20 protein-coding genes and 1 pseudogene are annotated in these 21,421 nt (G+C 71.7%); 7 read left to right on the forward strand and 14 right to left on the reverse strand.

What is annotated here, in order from left to right:
* Positions 1-20: 20 nt before the first annotated feature.
* Positions 21-1,712: an MSCRAMM family protein gene (locus tag ABTW65_RS09630; protein ID WP_350659823.1), complete on the reverse strand. Its 1,692-nt coding sequence runs from the start codon at positions 1,710-1,712 to the stop codon at positions 21-23.
* 409 nt (positions 1,713-2,121) lie between these two features.
* On the opposite strand from ABTW65_RS09630, the gene ABTW65_RS09635 reads away from it, so the two are divergent.
* Positions 2,122-2,478: a hypothetical protein gene (locus tag ABTW65_RS09635; RefSeq protein WP_350659824.1), complete on the forward strand. Its 357-nt coding sequence runs from the start codon at positions 2,122-2,124 to the stop codon at positions 2,476-2,478.
* A 21-nt stretch (positions 2,479-2,499) separates the two neighbouring features.
* On the opposite strand, the gene ABTW65_RS09640 is transcribed toward ABTW65_RS09635, so the two are convergent.
* The 11 genes from ABTW65_RS09640 to ABTW65_RS09690 form a co-directional block, all read right to left on the reverse strand.
* Complete coding sequence (locus tag ABTW65_RS09640; protein WP_350659825.1) at positions 2,500-3,825, reverse strand: MFS transporter; 1,326 nt, start codon at positions 3,823-3,825, stop codon at positions 2,500-2,502.
* Positions 3,826-4,021: 196 nt separating this feature from the next.
* Positions 4,022-4,474: a MaoC family dehydratase gene (locus ABTW65_RS09645; protein ID WP_350659826.1), complete on the reverse strand. Its 453-nt coding sequence runs from the start codon at positions 4,472-4,474 to the stop codon at positions 4,022-4,024.
* Positions 4,474-5,697 carry an acetyl-CoA C-acetyltransferase gene (locus ABTW65_RS09650; RefSeq protein ID WP_350659828.1) on the reverse strand — a complete coding sequence of 408 codons (1,224 nt, stop codon included), beginning with the start codon at positions 5,695-5,697 and terminating at the stop codon, positions 4,474-4,476. Before ABTW65_RS09650 ends, ABTW65_RS09645 begins: the two co-directional genes overlap by 1 nt.
* The gene (locus ABTW65_RS09655) at positions 5,694-6,581 is read right to left on the reverse strand and encodes an HTD2 family dehydratase (RefSeq protein ID WP_350659829.1); all 888 of its coding nucleotides are present in this window, start codon (positions 6,579-6,581) and stop codon (positions 5,694-5,696) included. Before ABTW65_RS09655 ends, ABTW65_RS09650 begins: the two co-directional genes overlap by 4 nt.
* Positions 6,578-7,315 carry a 3-oxoacyl-ACP reductase FabG gene (gene fabG / locus ABTW65_RS09660; RefSeq protein WP_091048169.1) on the reverse strand — a complete coding sequence of 246 codons (738 nt, stop codon included), beginning with the start codon at positions 7,313-7,315 and terminating at the stop codon, positions 6,578-6,580. The genes ABTW65_RS09655 and fabG overlap by 4 nt, the downstream gene beginning before the upstream one ends.
* 1 nt (position 7,316) lies before the next feature.
* Positions 7,317-8,477, reverse strand: coding sequence for an acyl-CoA dehydrogenase family protein (locus ABTW65_RS09665; protein ID WP_350659830.1), 1,161 nt, complete (start codon positions 8,475-8,477; stop codon positions 7,317-7,319).
* Entirely contained in the window at positions 8,474-9,307 is an 834-nt protein-coding gene (locus ABTW65_RS09670; protein ID WP_350659831.1) for an HpcH/HpaI aldolase/citrate lyase family protein, read from the reverse strand. Before ABTW65_RS09670 ends, ABTW65_RS09665 begins: the two co-directional genes overlap by 4 nt.
* Positions 9,304-10,563 (reverse strand): CoA transferase, encoded by a 1,260-nt coding sequence (locus ABTW65_RS09675; protein ID WP_350659832.1) that lies wholly within the window; start codon positions 10,561-10,563, stop codon positions 9,304-9,306. The genes ABTW65_RS09670 and ABTW65_RS09675 overlap by 4 nt, the downstream gene beginning before the upstream one ends.
* Positions 10,550-11,926, reverse strand: a complete 1,377-nt coding sequence (locus tag ABTW65_RS09680) for an MFS transporter (protein ID WP_350659833.1) — start codon at positions 11,924-11,926, stop codon at positions 10,550-10,552. The genes ABTW65_RS09675 and ABTW65_RS09680 overlap by 14 nt, the downstream gene beginning before the upstream one ends.
* Positions 11,923-12,708, reverse strand: a complete 786-nt coding sequence (locus tag ABTW65_RS09685; RefSeq protein WP_350659834.1) for a CoA-transferase subunit beta — start codon at positions 12,706-12,708, stop codon at positions 11,923-11,925. The genes ABTW65_RS09680 and ABTW65_RS09685 overlap by 4 nt, the downstream gene beginning before the upstream one ends.
* The gene (locus ABTW65_RS09690) at positions 12,705-13,649 is read right to left on the reverse strand and encodes a CoA transferase subunit A (protein WP_350659835.1); all 945 of its coding nucleotides are present in this window, start codon (positions 13,647-13,649) and stop codon (positions 12,705-12,707) included. The genes ABTW65_RS09685 and ABTW65_RS09690 overlap by 4 nt, the downstream gene beginning before the upstream one ends.
* 163 nt (positions 13,650-13,812) lie before the next feature.
* Between ABTW65_RS09690 and ABTW65_RS09695 the strand changes: the two genes are divergently transcribed.
* The gene (locus ABTW65_RS09695) at positions 13,813-14,358 is read left to right on the forward strand and encodes an acyl-CoA thioesterase domain-containing protein (RefSeq protein WP_350659836.1); all 546 of its coding nucleotides are present in this window, start codon (positions 13,813-13,815) and stop codon (positions 14,356-14,358) included.
* A gap of 33 nt (positions 14,359-14,391) precedes the next feature.
* Positions 14,392-14,721 (forward strand): annotated as a pseudogene (locus ABTW65_RS09700) (acyl-CoA thioesterase); the annotation flags it as partial.
* A gap of 7 nt (positions 14,722-14,728) precedes the next feature.
* Here the strand turns inward: ABTW65_RS09700 and ABTW65_RS09705 are convergent.
* The gene (locus ABTW65_RS09705; RefSeq protein WP_350659837.1) at positions 14,729-15,646 is read right to left on the reverse strand and encodes a LysR family transcriptional regulator; all 918 of its coding nucleotides are present in this window, start codon (positions 15,644-15,646) and stop codon (positions 14,729-14,731) included.
* Between the two features lie 83 nt (positions 15,647-15,729).
* On the opposite strand from ABTW65_RS09705, the gene ABTW65_RS09710 reads away from it, so the two are divergent.
* From ABTW65_RS09710 to ABTW65_RS09725, 4 genes are read left to right on the forward strand one after another with little or no spacing between them, the layout of a single operon-like run.
* The gene (locus tag ABTW65_RS09710) at positions 15,730-16,962 is read left to right on the forward strand and encodes a CaiB/BaiF CoA transferase family protein (protein ID WP_350659838.1); all 1,233 of its coding nucleotides are present in this window, start codon (positions 15,730-15,732) and stop codon (positions 16,960-16,962) included.
* A 26-nt stretch (positions 16,963-16,988) separates the two neighbouring features.
* Complete coding sequence (locus tag ABTW65_RS09715) at positions 16,989-18,137, forward strand: acyl-CoA dehydrogenase family protein (protein ID WP_350659840.1); 1,149 nt, start codon at positions 16,989-16,991, stop codon at positions 18,135-18,137.
* The gene (locus tag ABTW65_RS09720; protein WP_350659841.1) at positions 18,134-18,910 is read left to right on the forward strand and encodes an enoyl-CoA hydratase/isomerase family protein; all 777 of its coding nucleotides are present in this window, start codon (positions 18,134-18,136) and stop codon (positions 18,908-18,910) included. Before ABTW65_RS09715 ends, ABTW65_RS09720 begins: the two co-directional genes overlap by 4 nt.
* Before the next feature lie 41 nt (positions 18,911-18,951).
* Positions 18,952-20,268 carry a TIGR01777 family oxidoreductase gene (locus tag ABTW65_RS09725; RefSeq protein WP_350659842.1) on the forward strand — a complete coding sequence of 439 codons (1,317 nt, stop codon included), beginning with the start codon at positions 18,952-18,954 and terminating at the stop codon, positions 20,266-20,268.
* Between the two features lie 3 nt (positions 20,269-20,271).
* On the opposite strand, the gene ABTW65_RS09730 is transcribed toward ABTW65_RS09725, so the two are convergent.
* Positions 20,272-21,396: a glycosyltransferase gene (locus tag ABTW65_RS09730; RefSeq protein ID WP_350659843.1), complete on the reverse strand. Its 1,125-nt coding sequence runs from the start codon at positions 21,394-21,396 to the stop codon at positions 20,272-20,274.
* Between the last annotated feature and the right edge of the window lie 25 nt (positions 21,397-21,421).

Consider the following 21,421-nt stretch of genomic DNA (forward strand, 5'->3'; position numbering starts at 1 on the left):
GTTGGGGTGGATGTGGGGGATCAGGGGTCGATCACGATGGTGCAGGTGACCGTCCGTGGTGACGGGTCGATCGCGATGCCCTCATGGGTGATCGTGTCGTCCCAACCGGTGGCGGTGCCGGTGTCCGGTGCGACGCCGGTGTTCTCGCAGGTCATCGACGTCAGGCTGGTCTCGCCAGAGCCGCCGTCACGGAAGTTGACCTGGATGTCGGCGAGCGGCGCGTTGGTGAACGTCGCGACCGCCGCGCCTGTCGGCTGGTTGTCGGTGCAGTTCGTGCCGCTGACCACGGTGACGGTCTGTGCGTCACCGGGGGCGTCGGCGTACCCGGGAGGCGGCGACGTCTCCGTCACGTCGTAGTCGCCGAGCGAGAGCCCGGAGACGCAGACCTCGCCGACATCGGCATCCTGGTCGCCGGCGCCGTTGTCGGTCACGCTGGTGCCGTCGTAGGAGAAGACCGCTCCGGCGTTGGTGACTGCGCCACCCTTGGTGCTGTTCTTCACGATCTTCAGCGCCCCGAGCTGGAGCTCGTTGGTGTAGGTGCAGTCGAGTACGTCGTCGGCGTCGTTGATCGCGAACGTCACCGTGGCCCCGTTGAAGCTGGGACTCACTCCGGTGCTGGCATCACAGTTGACGCTGACGAAGGACCAGTCGGATGGGATCACGTCTTCGACGACGGTGTAGCCGGTGCCGAAGAGCACGGTCTTGCCGTAGTCCTTCACGCCGTCATCCTGGAGCGTGAACGTGTTCGCTGAGGTGGGATCGGTGCCGAACGCCTTGGTGTAGCCGAAGTTGGTGGCGTTGGGGTCCTCGTCCGGGAGCGTCTGCTTGCGGATGATCACCTGGCCACAATTCTGCAGGTTGATCCCGACCGGTGCCACGAAGTCCTTCAGCTGAGAGGTGAAGGAGTCCGAGGAACGGCTCTTCAGCATCGCGCTGCCGAACGACGCGCACTTGTTGGGCTGGAACAGCAGCCGCAGGTCGATCTGCGCTTCCCCGAAGGTCCGGGCCTGTTTCGAGCCCGTGCTGATCAGGCCGTCGGAGTCCGCGGCCGGGATGGCCGAGGAGTTGATGGTGCCGGCCGCGCACGGAGCGCCGCCGCAGGTGGCGGAGGGGACGTCCAGGTCGGTGGTCGGACCCCAGGCGCTGCCGGTCCATCGGCGTGCGGAGATGTCCGCACGGGAGCCGCCCTGGTCGATGGCGTACTCGATGAGCAGGTCGCCGGCGGTGCGTACGACGTTGGGCCCGGAGGCGCACTTGGTGCTGGACTGGTTGAACTCGAAGTCCATCAGCGTGGTGCCGCTCGGCTCGCTCACCCGGCTCCAGGCGAGGTTCAGGAACCCGGGGTGGCTTCCGGTGCCGGCTTCCCGGTAGACGTGGAAGCTCAGCAGGTCGCTCTTGTTCGGCGGGATCGAGTCGGTCACCTCACCGGGACAGGAGGTGTCCTCCTTGACGCCGCCGGCGTAGGAGTTGTCGCCGGTGCCGTTGACCTTGTCGGTGGCGCGGATCTCGGTGACGCTTGCCCAGTCGAGCGAGGGGGCCGGGTCATCGACCTTGAGGTTGGCGTCGACGTCGATCTCGAAGTTGCTGCCCGCGAGGCTGGCTTCGGGGTGGGACGCCGAGGCGCCGGAGGCGACGAGTGCCGTGGCGACGAGGGCGGTGGCGCACAGCGCCGCCAATCTCTTGAAGAACCTCGGCTTGGTTGCGCGAGGCATGAGTGGGCTCGGTATCGAGCGCATGGCGTGTCCCCTTTCAGAGACTTCGCGGTCGCTGTCTACAGGAGAAGGCGGGCTCGCTCCCCAGAGGCGGGCTCCGTCGGCGCGTGTGGCTGCGGCCTGGACGGTTGCTGTCTTCAACGGGGACGGGGATCGGCTGGGGGTTCGATGCTCTTTCCGCGTTATTCGATCGTTATCCCGCTCGGGGTACTTCCGCATGCCGAAGATCGGGTATGTGGTCTTTACCTAGCGGCGGCCGCGGTCGTCGTTCGGGTGGGCCCGACTGATCTCGCTCCGTTGCCCTTACCTGCTCGTTACCGGACCTCAACGGCTCGGTCATCCCGGCCCCGGATCATGGTTACCGAGGACCTTCCCCCACCTGTGTCCGAACCACGTGAAGGAGCCGGAGATGGCCGTCGACGTCCCGAACATCCACCGCGAGAGCCGCATGGCCCGGCTCATTCGGTGGGCCGACGACTACACGCTGTGGGCGTTCAACCCGCCCGATGCGCTGGCGCCGGGTGGATCCCCGACCCGCCGCGCCATTGCCGACCTGCCGGACGACCCGGCTGCGACGCTCCGTGACCTCGAGCACCAGCGCTGCCAGGTCGACAGGCATCTCGAGGATCTGCACGACGAGAGCGCGCGGGCCGTACGGCTGCTGCGGCGACGCGGCTGGTCGTTCGGGCGGATCGCAGCGGAGACCGGGATCAGCAACCAGCGCGTCGCCCAGCTCGCTCGAAGCTCGCTGGGCGCCGCCAGGTGACGATCCGGTGGTGACCGCGGCTCAGCGTGCCGCGGTCACCGTCTCGTTCCCGTCAGCGGTCTCCATCGCGGCGGCGCTCCGGCCGAGCAGCGCGCGGGAGCACACCAGGGAGATCACGGTGGTGACGACGCCGAAGGCGACAGGCACGACGATGCTGCCGGAGGTGTCGAGGAGCCACTGCAGGATCATCGGCGTGGTCCCGCACAGCGCACCGGAGAGGCCGTACGTGACCGAGATGCCGGTGTAGCGGACCCGGGCCGGGAAGGCCTGGGCGAGCATGCCGGCCATGACCGCGTAGAACATCACGTCGGGGATGGTGGCCATCACCGCGCCGATCATCGCGAGGGTCCAGTTCCCGGTGCCCATCAGCACGAACATCATCGCAAGCGCGGGAATCTCGAGGGCGAGCAGGACCGTGACCAGGGTGCGCGGGTTCCAGCGGGTGGCCATCACCGCGCCGAACGGCTGCACGAAGAACTGCACGACGCTGGCGATCAGGATGATGGTGAGGAAGGAGTCCTTCTCGAAGCCGAGGTGGGTCGTGGCCCAGGAGAGCGCGAAGGTGTCGCGGGCGTAGACGACCACGAAGACGCACAGGATCCCGAAGACGCCGAGGGTCAGCTCGCGGGAGTTGCTGCGGAACAGCTCGATCACCGGGACCCGGACGACCTCGTCGCGCTCCTGGAGGTCCTTCATCGCCGGGGACTCCTCCAGGCTGAGCCTGATCACGAGCCCGACCACGACCAGCGCGGCCGACGCAAGGAACGGCAGTCGCCAGGCCCACTCGAGCAGCGCGTCGTCGGGAAGCAGGCCGGTCACGGCGAGGAAGCTGAGGGTGGCCAGGATCCGGCCGGCGGGGGAGCCCTGCTGGGCGAAGGCGCCGAACAGGAAGCCGCGGTCGGGGCGGGTGTGCTCGGTCGCGATCAGCACCGCACCGCCCCACTCGCCGCCCACGGCGAGGCCCTGCAGCAGCCGGAGGATGATCAGCAGCACCGGCGCGGCGGCACCGATGGCCGCGTGCGTCGGCAGCAGGCCGACGCCGACCGTGGTGACGCCCATCAGCAGCAGCGTCAGGATCAAGGAGCGCTTGCGGCCGATCCGGTCACCGAGGTGGCCGAAGACCACACCGCCGAGCGGCCGGGTCAGGAACCCGACGGCGAACGTCGCGAAGGAGAGCAGGGTCGCGACCGCGGGCTCGGCGTTGCTGAAGAAGAGTGGCCCGAAGACCAGAGCGGACGCGGTGCCGTAGATGTAGAAGTCGTACCACTCGATGGTGGTGCCGACGAACGCGGCGATGCCCGCCTTGCGGGCCATCCGTTCGTCGGGGACGCGCGTTGACTGGGTCATGGGACTTGCTCCTCCGGGGGTTGTGTGTCGTCACGCACCGGAATGCTGTGTGACCGCGTTCACACTAGGAAGCCGCGCCATTGCACGTCCAACACCAAATCTAGATGGCATTGATATCACCCGTGAGCCCAATGGTGCTCCGGGCATGCCGAGGCCGCCGATCGTCACAGGGAGGATCGGCGGCACTCGGGATGCGTCAGGGAAGGACGAGCGTGATGCTCTCTGCGACGCAGACCGGTCGCTCGGCGCCTTCGGCCTCGACGGTCCAGCCGAGCAGCACCTGGGTCCCGGCCGGGACCGCCCGGACCTCCTTGATCCGCGGCGTGGCCCGGATCTTCGTGCCGACCTTGACCGGCGCGGGGAACCGCACCTTCTCGAGACCGTAGTTGAGCCGGGCGGACCCGGTATCGATGGTGTAGAGCTCGGCGGCGAAGGCCGGCAGCATCGACAGCGTGAGGTAGCCGTGTGCGATGGTGCCGCCGAAGGAGGAGGCGGCGGCGCGCTCGACGTCGACGTGGATCCACTGCTGGTCGCCGCTGAGCTCCGCGAAGCGGTCCACGCGCTCCTGGGTGATCTGCACCCAGTCCGTGGTGCCGAGCTCGTCGCCGACGGCGGCCTCGATCGCCGCGATCGAGGTGAACGTACGCATCAGACCACCCGCTCGAAGACGGCGGCGAGGCCCTGGCCGCCGCCGATGCACATGGTCTCGAGGCCGTAGCGGGCCTCGCGGCGGTGCAGCTCGCGGGCGAGCGTGCCGAGCATCCGTACGCCGGTGGCGCCGACGGGGTGGCCGAGGGAGATGCCGGAGCCGTGGACGTTGGTGCGCTCGAGGTCCTCGTCGGTGAACTTCCACTCGCGCATCACCGCGAGCGCCTGGGCGGCGAAGGCCTCGTTGAGCTCGATGAGGTCGATGTCGGCCAGGGTCAGGCCGGCCTTGGCGAGGGCCGCCTCCGTGGCGGGGACGGGGCCGATGCCCATCACGTCAGGACGTACGCCGGCGGCGGCCCAGGACACGAGCCGGACCAGCGGTCGCAGGCCGAGGCGCTCGGCGAGGTCGGCGGTGGTGACCAGGCACATGGCGGCGGCGTCGTTCTGGCCGCTGGCGTTGCCGGCGGTGACGGTCGCCTCGGGGTCGGAGGGGCCGAGGATCGGGCGCAGCTTCGCGAGCGACTCGATGGTGGTGTCGGCGCGGGGGTGCTCGTCGGTGTCGACCACGACATCGCCCTTCCGGGACGGCACGGTGACCGGCACGATCTCCTCGGCGAAGACACCGCTCTGCTGGGCGGCGACGGCGCGCTGGTGGGAGCTGACGGCGAGGCGGTCCTGCTCCTCGCGGCCGATGGCGTACTCCCGGCGCAGGTTCTCGGCGGTCTCGAGCATGCCGCCGGGTACCGGGTGGAACCGGCCGCCTGGGGTCTGCCGTCCGCGGGTGAGGCCGTCGTGGATCTGTACGCCGGTGCGCGCGCCGCCCCAGCGCATGTCGAGGGAGTAGAAGGCGACGTTGCTCATCGACTCGGCGCCGCCGGCCACCACGATCTCGCTGGCGCCGGAGGCCACCTGCATCACCGCGTTGGCGACGGCCTGTAGCCCGGAGCCGCAGCGACGGTCGACCTGCTGGCCGCCGACGGTGACCGGGAGCCCGGCGTCGAGTCCGACCACCCGTCCGATCGCCGGTGCCTCGGCGTTGGGGTAGCAGTGGCCGAGGATGACGTCGTCGATCCGCTCCGGGTCGATGCCGGTGCGGGCGAGCAGGCCCTGCAGCGCGGTGACGCCGAGGTCGACCGGGCTCAGGTCCTTGAAGACGCCGCCGTAGCGGCCGATCGGGGTGCGGACGGGTTCGCAGATGACCACGTCGCGGGCGGTGTCACTCATGGTTGGTGCCTTTCAGAGGTGAGGGTGGTCAGCTCGGCCGTCAGGCCGGCCAGCGCGGTGCCGTCGGGGCGCCGCAGCGCTACATCGGCAGTGTCTGGGGTGGAGCGATCGACCAGGACCTGGGCAGGGTCGCCGCAGAAGAGGGGAGCGGTGTTGCGGTGCCGCAGGCGGCGTACGACGCGGTCGGGGTGTGCCAGCCGAAGGGCCTCGGCGAGGACGAGTGTCGAGAGCGGGCCCTGCACGACCAGCCCGGGATAGCCCTCGACCCGGGTGGCGTAGGGCCAGTCGTAGTGGATCCGGTGCGGGTTTGCTGTCGCCGCGCTGAACCGCATGAGCAGGGTCGGGTCGGTGACGAACCGCCAGCCGTCGTCTTCGGCCACCAGCGGCGGGCCGGCGGGTGCGATCGCCGAGGCGGGCTCGGGGTCCGGGAACGACGTCGGCGCCGGTGCGGCATCGCGGTAGATCAGATCCTGCCGCTCCTCCACGAGCAGGTCGTCCCGATCGGCGTCGAAGAGCCGGGTATGGACCGTGACGATCGCCAGCCGGCCGCTGCGGCCCTCCTTCTCCTCGACCGAGACGACCTCGGACTCGCGGACGACCTCGGTGCCGACCCGGAGGTCGCCGTGGAAGGTCACCTCGCCGCCGGCGAACATCCGTCGGGGCAGGTCGATCGGCGGTAGGAAGTCGCCGCGGCGCGGATGGCCGTCGACCCCGACGACCGACGACACCGGCCAGCGCGGCAGCGCGACCCAGTGCCACAGCGGCGGGAGTACGTCCCCGGCGGCGGGCACCGGAGCGCCGCTGTCGAGGAGAGCGCCGAGTGTGGCGACCGGCCCCGCGTCGAGGGTCTCGACCGACGCCACCCGACGCGGCCGCCAGGTCACATGAACCTTCCGCCGGTCACCTCGGCGACCGTGCCGGTCATGTACGAGGAGAGCGAGGAGGCGTAGAAGAGCGCGACGTTGGCGATCTCGGCCGGCTCACCGGCGCGACCCATCGGGATCTCGGCCATCTTCTCGTCCCAGATCCGCTGCGGCATCGCCTCGGTCATGGCGGAGCGGATCAGCCCGGGCTGGATCGCGTTGACCCGGACCCCGTGGTGAGCCATCTCCTTGGCCGCGGCCTTGGTGAGGCCGACGATGCCGGCCTTCGCGGCCGAGTAGTTGGTCTGCCCGACCATGCCGACCTTGCCGGAGATCGAGGAGATGTTCACGATCGCGCCGGACTTCTGCTCGCGCATCCGGGCGGCGGCGAGCCGGGTGCCGTGCCAGCAGCCCTTGAGGTGCACGGCGATCACCTGGTCGAACTGGTCCTCGGTCATCTTCCGCATCGTCGCGTCGCGGGTGATGCCGGCGTTGTTGACGACGATGTCGAGCGAGCCGTACGTCGCGACCGCGGTCTCCAGAGCGCGCTCCACATCCTCGGCGCTCACCACGTCGCACGCCACGCCGGTCGCCACGTCCGGGCCCAGCTCCTTGGCCGCGGCCTCGGCGGCGGCGCCGTCGAGATCGGCGAGCACCACCCGCGCCCCCTCCGCCACGAAGCGCTCGGCGACGGCGAGGCCGATGCCCTGCGCGCCTCCGGTGATGACCGCGGTCCGGTTCTCGAGAAGTGCCATGTCAGTTCTTTCCCTTCTGGTCGCGCGCCACCAGCTGGGCGGCGATCACGTTGCGCTGGATCTCGTTGGTGCCCTCGCCGACGATCATCAGCGGGGCGTCGCGGAAGTAGCGCTCCACGTCGTACTCCTTGGAGTAGCCGTAGCCGCCGTGCACCCGCACCGCGTCGAGGGCGACCTGCATGGCCGCCTCCGAGGCGAAGAGCTTGGCCATCCCGGCCTCCATGTCGGCGCGGTCGCCGGCGTCGAGCCGCTCGGCTGCGTCGAGGGTCATCAGCCGGGCGGCGCGCATCTTGGTGCCCATCTCGGCGAGCAGGTTCCCGACCGACTGGTGCTTCCAGATCGGTTTGCCGAAGCTCTCCCGGGTCTGGGCGTACGAGAGCGCGTCGTCGAGCGCGGCCTGGCCGACGCCGACTGCGCGGGCGGCGACCTGGATTCGGCCGACCTCGAGGCCGCGCATCATGTGGCCCCAGCCGAGGTCGGGGGTGCCGCCGAGGACCGCGGTCGCCGGGACCCGCATCTTGTCGAAGGTGAGCTCGCAGGCCTCGATGCCGCGGTAGCCGAGCTTGGGGATCTTGCCCGAGACGGTGAGCCCGTCGCCGGGTTCGACCAGCACCACGCTCATGCCGTTGTGCGCGGGCGAGGCGGAGCGGTCGGTGACGCAGAGCAGCCCGATCAGGCCGGCGTGCTGGGCGTTGGAGATCCAGGTCTTCGAGCCGGTGATGACCAGCTCGTCCCCGTCGGCGTCGGCGAACGTACGCATCCCCTGCAGGTCGCTGCCACCGGACGGCTCGGTCAGCGCCATCGTGGCGCGCAGGCTGCCGTCGGCCATCCGGGGCAGGTAGGACTCCTGCTGCTGCGGGGTCCCGTAGTGACGGACCAGGTAGCTGATCACGGAGTGTCCGCCGATCGCGCCGGCCAGACTCATCCAGCCACGGGCGAGCTCCTCGGTCACCCGCGCGAAGCAGGCCGTGCTCACGTCGACGCCGCCGTGCTCTGCGGGCACCAGGAGGCCGAAGAAGCCGAGCTTCTTCATCTCCTCGATGAGCTCTGTGGGATAGATGTCGTCGGCCTCGAACTCGCGCACCCGGGGGCGTACGCGCTCGTCGACGAAGTCGGCGACAAGCCGGACCATGTCCTGCTCGTCGGGGGTCAGGCTGCTCATCGGGCTGCTCCTGGGGTGGGTCGGTTGAGAAAGACGATGCGGCGGGCGCGGGCGACGACGGGGGCGTCGACCATCCGGCCGTCGACGAGGGCGACGCCGTCCTCGGTCGCGGCGGCCAGGACGCGCTCGGCCCAGGCGACCTCGTCGGGGGTGGGCGCCAGGGCCGCGGCGGCAGGCGCCACCTGGTCGGGGTGGATGCAGAGCTTGCCGGCGAACCCGAGAGCCGCGGCCGCGGTGACATCGGCGGTGAGCCGCTCGTGATCGCGTACGTCGCCGGTGACGCCGTCGATCGGGCCGGCCAGGCCGCCGACGGCCGAGGCGAGCACCAGGTTCCCGCGCGCAGGCGCGAGGGCGGGTGCGTGGTCCGGATCGACGCCGAGCTCGGCGGCCAGGTCAAAGCTGCCGAAGGCGAGGCGTACGACTCCGGGGGAGCGAGCCAGGTCGATGGCCCGTGCGACGCCGAGCGCCGTCTCGACCAGGGCGACGACGGCGGAGCCGCCGGGGAGGGCGGCCACGACCGCCGCCACGGACTCGGGGCTGTCGGCCTTCGGCAGCAGCACCAGCGACGGTCCGTCGAGGGCCGCGAGCGCGGCGACGTCGGCGTCGTGCCAGGTGGTGCCGGTGGCGTTGATCCGCACAGCGACGGTGATCGCTGCCCGGGGGAGCCAGTCGGTGACGTGGGCGCGGGCCGCGTCCTTGTGCGCCGGGGCGACGGCGTCCTCGAGGTCGAGGACCACGACGTCGGGGCCGGCGGCGGCAGCCTTGGCGAACCGCTCCGGCCGGTCCCCGGGGACGAACAGCCAGGTGCGTGCGGTCTCGGCGCTGCTCATCGCGCCACCACCTCCCGGGTGCCGATGACGCCGCGGGTGAGCAGGTCGTCCAGCCGCTCCGCGGCCAGGCCGAGGGCGCCGGAGAGCACCTCGCCGGTGTCCTGCCCGACGGCGGGAGCCGGCAGGGGAGCGGTCCGGTGGCCGTCGACGGTGATCGGCGCGCCGGGGGCGAGCAGTTCGCCGACGCCGGGCTGGCTGACGGTCGAGAACAGCGGGTGCTCGCGCAGCAGCCGGGCGTCATCGGAGGCGAGGTCGCGGAAGCTGCGGTAGGGCGACCACAGGATTCGGGTCTTCGACAGCGCCTTCGTGACGTACGCCGTGTCGTGCTGCTCGAACCAGGCGGCGATCAGGCCGCCGAGCACGGTGCGGTGCCGGAACCGCGCGCCCTCGTCGGAGAAGTCGGCGTCGAGCGCGCGGGCCAGTGCGGCCACCGCCTCGGCGAGGCCGGTGATGCCCAGCAGGTCCGACCACTGCCGTGGGGTGAGGGCCACCAGCATGAAGCGGTCGCCGTCCGCGGTGGTGAAGTCGCGGCCGAAGGTGCCGTAGACGTGGTTGCCGATCGAGCCGCGCTCGCCCTCCGGCCGCAGTTGCGCCTCGGCGAGGTAGCCGAGGTTGCCGGCGGCCGCGAGGGCGACGTCCTCCAGGGCGACCCGCACCTCGGCGCCCTCGCCGGTGACCGCGCGCCGGTGCTCGGCGGCGAGCAGGCCGGTCGCGAGGTGGAGACCGGCCGCGAGGTCCCAGGCCGGCACGACACCGTTCACCGGTGACGCATGCTCCTCCGGGCCGGTCACGAGCGGGAAGCCGGTGCCGGCCTGCACGGTGTAGTCGACGGCGGTGCCGCCGTCGTGGCGCCCGGTGAGGAGCACGTGGATGACGTCGTCGCGGCGGGCGCGCAGCGCGGCGTACCCGAGCTCCGACCAGCGCTCGGTGTTGGTGACCACGATGCCGCCGAACGGGCCGCCCGAGACGACCAGGTCCGCGACCAGCTGCCGTCCCTCCGGGTGGGTGCAGTCGACGGCGATGGCCTTCTTGCCGGGGTTGAGGCCGTTCCAGTAGAGGCTGGAACCGTCGTCGCTGAGTGGCCACCGGGTGCGGTCGGGCCCACCCTCGACGGGCTCGACGCGGATGACCTCCGCGCCGAGCTGCGCCAGTGTGGTGCCACACAGCGGGGTGGCGACGAAGCTGGACACCTCGACCACGCGCAGGCCGGCGAGCGGTCCGGGAGCGGGGTCAGGAGCGGGGTCAGCGGTGGTCATGGAACACCCTTTCTGTGGCGGGCCGAGAGGTGGCGGAGGGGCCGGCCATCGCCCAGGTAAGGGCGACCGCGGCGACCGGGGCGCCGTAGACGAGGGAGAGGTTTCCGGTCGGATAGGCGATCGCGACCCAGGAGTAGCCGACGGCCAGGCCGGTGAAGCGGAGCATGTTGTGGAGCCCGAGCGCGACACCGTCGGCGGCGGCCGGCGAGGTCATCAGACCGAGCGCGGAGGTCGCCTGAACCACCCCGATCGCCGAGCCGGTCAGCACGAGCGCGGCCACGGTGAGCGTGACGACCGTGCCGGGCTCGGAGGCGGTCGCGGCCAGGGGCAGGGCGAGCAGGCCGAGCGCGAGCAGCACCAGCCCGCCGCGCAGCGTGCGCCGGGCGGTGAACCGCTCGGTGACCCGGGAGGAGAGCGGCGCCGCGAGCGTCATCGCCAGGGCCAGCGCGAGCATGGTGATGCCGATGTGTCCCGGGCCCAGGCCGAGATCGCGGCCCAGGTGCAGGGGAGTGGCGACGATCGCGACGCCGAGGCAGCCCATCACCGTGCCGGCGGCCATCGTGCTCGCGACGAACCTCCGCTCGGTGAGGAGGCCGGGTGGGACGAACGGTCCGGCACTCGTGCGCCCGAGCTGGCTGTGCACCGCCAGGGCGAGCACGCCGACGGCCGCCATCCCCGCGGCCACCGCGACCTCGCCGTGCTGTCCGAGCCAGCTGACCGAGCCGACGAGCGCGCCGATCCCGACCAGAAGCGTCGCCATCCCGCTGACGTGGAGCGGAGCGTACGAGGCGGGCACGTCGGGCACGACGGTCAGGCACAGCACCAGCAGTACCGCGCTGAGCGTGGCGTGGGTGAGGAACACCCACCGCCAGCCGAGGGTGTCGGCGACCAGCCCGCCGAGCGGCGGCCCGAGCGCCTGGCCGACGCCGATCGCGGCTGCCCAGGCGGCCATCACCCGGGCTCGGTTGCCGGCCCAGTGCCGGCCGAGCACCTGCTGGATCGCGGGCGGCACCGCCGAGCAGGCGATCCCCTGCAGGGCGCGCATCACGACCAGGAAGCCGAGTCCCTGGCTGAAGGCCGCGCTCGCCTGTGCGGCCACCATCAGCAGCAGCGACCCTGCGAGCACCCGCCGGGAGCCGAACCGCTGGCACATCCAGCCCGAGACCGGCGCGAAGACGACCATCGCGAGCGTGAACGCGCTCACCGCGAAGACGATCCCACGCGGCGAGGCCCCGATCGCGTGGGCGATCACGTTGATCGGTGCGCTGATGATCGTGCTCGACAGGGTGCCGAGCGTGGAGCACGCCAGCAGGGCGACGTACGCCGACCGGCGCGGTTCCAACGTGATGGTGGACGGGCTCATCGGAGGTAGAGCCGCACCGTGTCGATCTCGTCGCGGAGCAGCCTGACCTCCTCGACGGTCGGCCGTGCGGTCTCGCGTACGTCATCGGCGACGGCGATGTCCCAGCCGGTCGCGGCACGGACGTCGTCGACGGTGAGGCCGGGGTGGACCTCGCTGATCTCGAGCTCGCCGAGCTTGTCGGGGCGGCGCAGCACCGCCATCGGGGTGATCACGGTCGAGACCCCGTGGCCGCGAGGCACCATCCGGGGGTCCTCCTCGTACGCGCGCACCGGGCTGGGCGAGGTGCAGAAGTCGAGCTGCGCCGGAAGGGCGCCGGGATCGTGGCGGCGCAGCACGACGATGCACTCGCCGGCGTTCGGCATGATCTCCGCGGCGCCGCCGGCACCGGGGAGCCGGACGGCGGGCTTGTCCCAGTCGCCGATGAAGCTGGTGTTGAGGCTGCCCCAGCGGTCGATCTGGGCGGCGCCGAGGAAGCCGACGTCGACATGGCCGCGCTGCAGGACGTAGCCGAAGAGCGCGGGCATGCTCAGCACCGCGGCGGCGCCGGAGACCAGCACCGAGTCGGCGATGCCCTCCGCCAGGCCCTCCGGCTGTGCGCCGCAGACGCCTGACTCGTAGACCAGCTCGACGTCGGGGTTCACGGTGCGGCGTGCCAGGTCGACGGCGAGCGTCGGCAGCCCGACGCCCGCGAAGACCCGGTGCTTGCCGACGAGCTGCCGGGCCGCGACCGCGGCGAGGAACTCGGTGCTGGACGGAGCCACGTCGGAAAGTGCGGCGTTCACGAAGCCACCTCCTTGGCCGCGCGGCGGCGGCCGAAGTCGACGGGCTGCGAGGGCCGAGGAGCGACACCGAGCCCGTCCCAGCGCTCCGCTCCGAGCTTGTCGAGGTACGCAGCGCGGTCGGGCACCTGGTGCACCCACTCCTCGAGCCAGCCGAGCACCGCCTCACGGTCGCGGCTGATCGGCGTCCACTCGCGGTAGAAGGCGTTGTCGCGGTCGTAGTGGCCCTGCGTGTAGGACGGATGCGCGCCGCCGGGAACCTCCACCACGGCGGTGACCGCGTGGGACGGCAGCACGGTGCGGTTCGGGTCGGAGCGGACCACGTCCTCCTCGACGATCTCCTCGACCGTCGCGATCACGGTCTCGGCTGCGTACGCCGCTTCCTGCTGGGCCCCGACGATGCCCCACATCTGGACGTTGCCGGAGCGGTCGGCGCGCTGGGCGTGGACGATCGTCACGTCCGGGCGCAGCGGCGGCACGACGTAGATGTCGGGTCCGCCGTAGGGATCGGAGACCTTGCGGACCAGCGGGTTGAGCTTCGGTAGGTCGCTGCCGGCGTACGAACGGAGTGGGAAGAACGGCAGCCCGGCGGCGCCCGCCTGGTAGCGGCAGACCATGCCGTAGTGGCTGTACTCCTCGACCTCGAGCGGTTGCGGGTCGGCGTTCTCCACCCGGCGCCGGACCTCGTGCAGGGAGCCCGCCGAGCCGCTGGCGAAGAAGGAGGCCACGAGCTTCGAGACGCAGCCGGCGGCGATCATCTGGTCGGCCAGCAGGTCGGGGGTCATCCGGCAGAACGTCAGGTCCCGGCGGCCCTGGCGGATGATCTCGTGGCCCGCGGCGAACGGGATCAGGTGGCCGAAGCCCTCCAGCGCGACCGTCATGCCGTCCCGTACGTGGGTGGCCACCGCCGAGCTGAGATCGGTGACCTTGTCGGGCGCGGCCATGGGTGCTCCTCGGGGGCGGGCGGGGGTTGGTCAGTGGTCCCAGCCTGACGCCAGCAGCGTGCCGAACTCCAATACTTCTTCCGCCGCTCACTGTTGACGGATACGTATGAATAGTTCGAGACAGATATCGAAAGTGACGACAAACGACGGCACAATGAGCCGCGTGGACCCTGCCTCTCCTGCCGCTGACACCCATGCCGCCGTGACCCTCGACGAGCTGCTCGACCTCCTCGACCTGAGCCGCGTCGACGAGTCGACTAGCCGGGTCAGTCACTGGATCGGACAACCGCAGCAGCATCCCGCCGGCAGGCTCTTCGGCGGACTCCTCCTGGCGCAGGCGCTGGTCGCCGCCGGCCGCGGTGTCGGGGCCGACCAGCGGATCATCAGCCTGCAGGCCGACTTCGTCGGCGGAGTGCCTACGGACCGGCCGCTGCACTGGGAGGTCACGGTCGTCTCGGACGCGCCGTCGCTGGCGACCCGGCGCAGCCGGCTGCTCGACGACGCGGGGGAGGAGCTCTTCGGAGCGGTCACCCGGTGGGCGACGGTACGCGCCGACCTGCCGTCCCACAGCTCGCTCCGGCCGCGGCCCGCTCCCGACCCCGAGACGCTGCCGGACCTGGCCGACCGGTTCGGCTCGGACGAGCGGATCCCGCCCTGGTGGCGGCTGCACCGACCGGTCCACTTCCGGCACGCGGTGGCCCCGCCGTAATTCACCGTCGCCGAGCCCGGTGACCGGCAGAGCAGCTTCTTCCGGGCGACCGGCCCGCTGCCGGACGACCCGGTCCTGCGGGCGGCGCTGGTCGCCTACGTGAGCGACATGAGCATCCTCGAGGCGTCGTTCCTGGCGCTCGGGTCGGCTCGGCACAAGCCTGGCGCCCGGATCCTCAGCCTGACCCACGCATTGACGTTCCATGCCGCCTCGGACCTGACCGACTGGCACCAGTTCGACTGCCGCGTGGAGTCGGTCGCCCACGGACGTGCCCACGGCGTTGGTGAGCTGTTCGACGAGACCGGTCGCCATGTCGCCACCGCGTCGCAGGTCGGTCTGGTGAAGGTGGCGACCGACCGCTGACCGGTGGTCAGGCAGGCGGGGTCGACGGCAGCTCCGGTGTCGGCAGGGCCTCCTCCGAGGCGCGCAGCACCGCGTGCAGCGCCGGGCTCCGGTCCTCCTGCCGCCAGGCGAGCTGCTGGAACGTCGGGCGGTCGCACTCGCTGATCCTGACCACCTCGATGCCGGTCTGCACGACGTTGGCGATCGCGGTGTCGAGCGTGAACGTGATGCCGACGCCGGCCGCGACCAGCGCGACCGCGGTCCAGCTGTCGGGCGCGGTCTGCACGATGTTGGGCACGAACCCGGCCTGGGACGCCGTCTCGATGAAGGCGTCGCGCACGCTGGAGCCGGGGTCGGCGGGCAGTGCCACGAACGGCTCGTCCCGGCACTCCGCCATGCTGACCTCCCCGCGGCCGGCGAGCCGGTGGCCGGCGGGCACTGCGAGCACGTAGTGCTCGACCGCGATCACGCGGTGCGCCAGGCCCTGCGGCTCGATCCGCCACCGAGCGATGGCCAGGTCGAGCTCGCCGTCCTGCAGCGAGCGCAGCGCCTCGTAGTTGTACGTCGTGCTCTGCAGCATCAGCTCGATCCCGGGATGCTGTTCGCGGACGATCCGGCCGAGCTGGCCGACGAGCACGTGGGAGGAGGGGCCGGCGAACCCGATCCGGACCCGGCCGGTCTCGCCCCGGCCGGCCGAGCGGACCGCCCGGCGCGCGGTGCGCAGGCCCTCGAGAACCTCCTGGGCCGGCCGGACCAGTGCCTCGCCGGCCGACGTGAGCCGGACGCTCCGGGTGGTGCGGTCGAACAGCTGGGCGCCGAGGTCGCGCTCGAGCTGCTTGATGGTGCGGCTCAGCGGCGGCTGGGCGATATGCAGCCGCTCGGCCGCGCGGCCGAAGTGGAGCTCCTCGGCGACGGCCAGGAAGGCCTCGAGATGGTGCAGGTCCATAGGGACAACTCTTGCATCAGTGGGAACAATCCTCCAAGGATTAGGTATTGGACGCGCATAAGAAGTCGCGGGATGCTTTCTGCATGACCACCGACATGGCCATCGACCTGCTGCCGCTGGAGGGCATCACCGTGGTCGCCCTCGAGCAGGCCGTCGCGGCCCCGCTCGCCACCCGTCACCTCGCGGACCTCGGTGCCCGCGTGATCAAGCTGGAGCGGGTGGGCGAGGGCGACTTCGCCCGCAACTACGACCACGCGGTGCACGGCCTCGCTTCGCACTTCGTCTGGCTCAACCGGGGCAAGGAGTCGGTGGCGCTCGACCTCAAGTCGCCCGACGGCGCCGAGCTCGCGCGCCGGCTGGTCGCCCGCGCCGACGTGTTCCTGCAGAATGCCGCGCCCGGCGCCGCCGAGCGGCTCGGGCTCGGCGCGGAGGAGCTCGCCGAACGGCACTCGAGGCTCGTCGTCGCCGGCATCTCCGGCTACGGCACCGGCGGCCCGCTGCGCGACCGCAAGGCGTACGACATGCTGATCCAGGCCGAGTCCGGGCTGATCTCGGTCACCGGCACCCCGGAGACGGCGACCAAGACCGGCGTCCCCAGCTCCGACATCGCCGCCGGCCTCTACACGAGCCAGGCGATCGTCGCGGCTCTGTTCCGCCGCGAGCGCACCGGCAAGGGCGGCATCGTCGACGTGTCGATGTTCGACGCGACCGTCGAGTGGCTCGGGCACCCGATGTACATGCAGATGTACGGCGGCCAACAGGTGCCGCGGATGGGGCTCAGCCACGCCTCGATCGCACCGTACGACGCCTACCCGACCGCCGACGGGGAGATCCTGATCGGCGTCCAGAACGACCGCGGCTGGCGGGCGCTGGTGACCGACGTCTTCGACCGGCCCGATCTCGTCGACCATCCCCGACTGGCCACCAACCCGCTGCGCGTCGCCCACCGCGAGGAGTGCGACGCGGTCGTCGCCGAGCACACCCGCGGCTTCGCCACCGCCGACCTCGACGCCCGGCTCGCCGCCGCCGGTGTCCCGGCGGCCCAGATCAACGACATGTCCGGACTGGTCGAGCACCCGCAGCTCGCCGGCCGCGACCGGTGGCGCGACGTCGCCACCCCGGCCGGGCCGGTCCGCGGCGTACTGCCTCCGATGACGTTCCGTGACGTCGAGCTGCCGATGGGCGCGATCCCGGAGCTCGGCGCCCACACCGACGCCGTGCTCGCCGAGCTCGGTCTCGATGCCGGCGCGATCGACCGGCTGGCCGCCGGTGGCGTGGTCGGCCGGCCCACCGACGTCCCCGTTCCCACCTCTTGACCCTCCCGCACGAAGGAGCAGCACCCATGGAGCCCGACGAGTTCACGTCGATCCTCGACGCCGTCCGCGCGTTCGTCCGCAAGGAGGTCGTCACGGCCGAGGACGAGATCGAGGAGACCGACCAGATCCCCGACCGGCTCCGGCAGCAGGCCGCGGCCATGGGGCTGTTCGGCTATGCCATCCCCGAGGAGTACGGCGGTCTCGGCTTCACCATGTCCGAGGAGGTCCGGCTGGCGATGGAGCTCGGCTGGACCACACCGTCGTTCCGCTCGATGTTCGGCACCAACAACGGCATCGCCGGCCAGGTGCTGGTCAACTGCGGCACCGAGCGGCAGAAGCAGCAGTACCTGCCCGGGCTCGCGAGCGGCGAGCTGGTGGCCTCGTTCGCGCTCACCGAGCCCGAGGCCGGCTCCGACCCGAGCGGCCTGCGCACGCGCGCGGTCCGCGAGGGAGACGCGTACGTCATCAACGGGCAGAAGCGCTTCATCACCAACGCGATCTGGGCCGACCTGCTCATGGTCTTCGCCCGCACCGGCGACGTCAACGAGGGCGCGAAGAACATCTCGGTCTTCGTGGTGCCGACCGACACCCCCGGCGTCACCATCGGTCCGAAGGACCACAAGATGGGCCAGCGCGGATCCGTGACGTCGGAGATCTTCTTCGACGGTGTACGGGTGCCCGCCGAGAACCTGGTCGGCGAGGTCGAGGGCGAGGGTTTCTCCGCGGCGATGCGGTCGCTGGCCAAGGGCCGGCTGCACATCGCGGCGATGACCGTCGGCCTGGCCGACCGGCTGATCGACGAGAGCCTGCGCCACGCCACGACCAACGGCCAGGGCGGCCAGAAGCTGGCCGAGTTCCAGCTGATCCAGGCGATGCTCGCGGAGAGCCGGACCGAGGCGTACGCCGGTCGCGCGATGGTCCTCGAGGCCGCCCGCAGCTGGGACGACGGCAGCGACCGGCGGACGGCACCCTCGATGTGCAAGCTGTTCTGCACCGAGGCGGTCGACCGGATCGCCGACCGCGCGGTCCAGATCCACGGCGGCCTCGGCTACATGCGCGAGGTGCCGGTCGAGCGGTTCTACCGCGACGCGCGGCTGTTCCGGCTCTACGAGGGCACCAGCGAGATCCAGAAGCTGATCATCGCCAAGCAGATGGTGAAGGAGTTCCAGGGGTGAGCGGCGACCGCGCCGGCGCGGTCCGGGTCGAGGACCGTGGCCACGTCCGGATCCTCACCCTCGACCGCCCCGAGCGCCGCAACGCACTCGACCTCGCCGACCGGCTGGATCTGCTCACCGCGCTCCGGGCCGCCGACCAGGAGGCGCGTGCAGTCGTCCTGACCGGCGCGGGCTCGGTGTTCTCCGCGGGCGGCGACATCCGGTCGATGTCGCAGGACCGCGACGTCGCCCAGCAGCGGCTCGAGGTCGTCAACGCCGTCGTACGCCAGCTGGTGACCGGTGACCGGCCGGTCCTCGCCGCGGTCGAGGGCGGCGCCTACGGGCTCGGGCTCGCGCTGGCCGCCGCCTGCGACCTCGTGGTCGCCGGTCGCTCGGCGACCTTCTCGACGTCCTTCGGGAAGATCGGGCTCGGTCCCGACACCGGCCTCGCCTACACGCTCCCGCGGCGCGTCGGGCAGGGCAGGGCGCGCGAGCTGCTCCTGACCGTACGCACCTTCGACGCCGCCGAGGCCGAGCGGATCGGAGCGGTCGAGACCGTGGTCGACGACGGCACCGCCCTCGACCACGCGGTCGAGCTGGCCTCGCGCCTGGCTGAGCTCTCGGCGCCCATGGTCACCGGCACCCGGCGCATCCTCACCCAATTCGACCAGAGCCTCGACGGCGTACTCGCTGCCGAGGCCGACCTCCAGGTCGAGCTGCTCACGGGCCGACAGTTCGCCGAGGGCCGGTCAGCCTTCCTCGAGCGCCGAAGGCCCGACTTCATCAGCGCCTGAGAGCGGTTGTACGCACGGCCGATCCGCGCGAGGCTTCGGGTATGAAGTCCCCGCTGGTCCGGGTCCACTCGCTGACGACGCGCGTCGAGGCGCCGGTGGAGGAGGTCTTCGGGTGGCATCGGCGTCCGGGCGCGATCCACCGGCTGACGCCGCCGTGGATGCCGGGGGAGGTGCGGGTGGAGGCGACCGACCTCGCCGACGGGACGGCGGTGATCTCGCTCGGCCGCGGCGTGGACTGGGTGGCCCACCACGATCCTGACGCCTACGACCCTCCGTACCTGTTCACCGACCGTCTCGCCTCGCTGCGGCCGCTGTCCTGGAACCACCGGCACGAGTTCGCCGCCGACGGTGACGCGACGCTGGTCACCGACAGGGTCGAGACGAACGTTCTCGGGCGGATGGTGGACCGGATGCTCGGCTACCGCCACGCTCAGCTGTCCGCCGACCTCGCGGCCCACCACAGGACGTACGCAGCGGGCAGGTCCCTCACCATCGCCGTCACCGGCTCGAGCGGGACCGTCGGGCGGGCTCTGGTCCCGCTCCTCACCACCGGCGGCCATCGGGTGATCCGGCTGGTCCGGCACTCGTCTGCCGGGGAGGGTGAGCGCCGCTGGGATCCGTCGGCGCCCGACTCGGACCTGCTCGACGGCGTGGACGCGGTCGTCCATCTGGCCGGGGCGTCCATCGCCGGTCGCTTCACCGCGGCGCACAAGGCGGCGATCCGCGACTCCCGGATCGAGCCGACCCGACGGCTCGCCGAGGCGGCGGCACGCAGCGGCGTACGCACCTTCGTCAGCGCCTCCGCGATCGGGATCTTCGGTGCCGACCGCGGCGACGAGGTCCTCACCGAGATCTCGGCGCGGGGCACGGGCTTCCTCGCCGACGTGGTCGCCGACTGGGAGGCGGCCAGCCGGGTGGACGGGCCACGGGTGGTCCAGGTGAGGACCGGGATCGTGCAGACGCCCGCCGGGGGAGCGCTGCGGCTCCAGCGACCGCTGTTCGCGGCCGGCCTGGGTGGCCGGCTCGGCAGCGGCGCCCAGTGGCTGAGCTGGATCGGCATCGACGACCTGGTCGACATCTACCACCGCGCCGTCCTCGACGAGACGCTCGTCGGCCCGGTCAACGCGGTCGCCCCCGAACCGGTCACCGGCCGGGTCTACGCCCAGACCCTCGCGCACGTTCTCCACCGGCCTGCGCTCCTGCCCACGCCGGCCCTCGGCCCACGGCTCCTGCTCGGCAAGGAGGGCGCCGAGGAGATGGCGCTGGCGAGCCAACGGGTCGAACCGGTCGCGCTCGCCGGCCACGAGTTCCGCCACCCCACGCTGGAGGCGGCACTGCGTCACGTACTGGGGCGGTGAGGGTCAGGCCTCGCCGCTGAGCAGCAGGTCCGCGGCCACGGAAGCTCCGTCGACCCGAGCCGCGGCAGCCAGCGCGGTCGCCCGCGCGCGGACCTCGGGCGCCAACGCGGCGCCGAGAGCGGCGGTGAGCGACTCGACCGTCGGTGCGGCGCCGTCGTGGGCGACCCCGACGCCGAGCTCGGCCACCCGCCCTGCCCAGTAGGTCTGGTCGCCGGCCTGCGGCACGACCGCCTGCGAGGCACCGGCCCGGTAGGCCGTCGTCGTGGTGCCTGCGCCGCCGTGGTGGACGACGGCGGCGACGCGGCCGAAGAGCCGCTGGTGGTTGACCTCGCCGATGACGAAGCAGTCGTCACGACCGTCGATGACGTCCAGCCCGGCCCATCCGCGCCCGATGACCACTCGCCGGCCGTGGGCGCGGATGGCCTCGACCGCAACCCGCACGCTCTCCTCGCCGACTGTGCGCATGCTGCCGAACCCGACGTACACGGGCTCCTCCCCGCCGTCGAGGAAGGCCAGCAGGTCGGCCGGGAGCGGACGGTCGTCCTCGAGCAGCCAGGCGCCGGTCTGTACGACGTCGAGGCTGGAGGTCCCGTGCCACGGGCCGAGGGTGGGATCGGCCGCGAGGAGGGGACGAGTGGTGAACATGAACTCGGTGACGTCGCTGACGGCCGGCAGCCCGATCGAGGCCCGGTGGGCGTCGATCGGCTCCTTGAACAGGTCGTTGAAGCCACGCCCGTCCAGACCGTCGACGACGTCCGGGCAGAAGAGGACGTAGTGATACGGGATGCCCAGGCGCTCGGCGACCGAGGGCGCGACGAACTGCGACATCGCGGTCGCCACGACCACGTCACAGCCCGCACCGGCCTCGGCCACGGTGTCGTACTGCGCCGTGATGAAGTCGGTCACCCGCTGGTGACGCTTCTCGGGCGTCGGCGGCCGTTCCCACGACCGCCACGGCTTGAGGAACGGCACGTGCGGCACGCCCTCCCGCTCCAGCAGGTCGACGAACTCCTGGTCCGGCGGCGCGCACATCCGCACCTCGGCGCCTCGCCGCTGCAGTTGCACCGCGAGCGCCACCAGCGGCTCGACGTCTCCCCGCGACCCGTACGTCGACAACAGCACGCGCATCCATGGCTCCGTTCTATGGGCACCG

The organism is Nocardioides sp. NPDC127503 (assembly GCF_040302165.1).
Taxonomy (GTDB): domain Bacteria; phylum Actinomycetota; class Actinomycetes; order Propionibacteriales; family Nocardioidaceae; genus Nocardioides.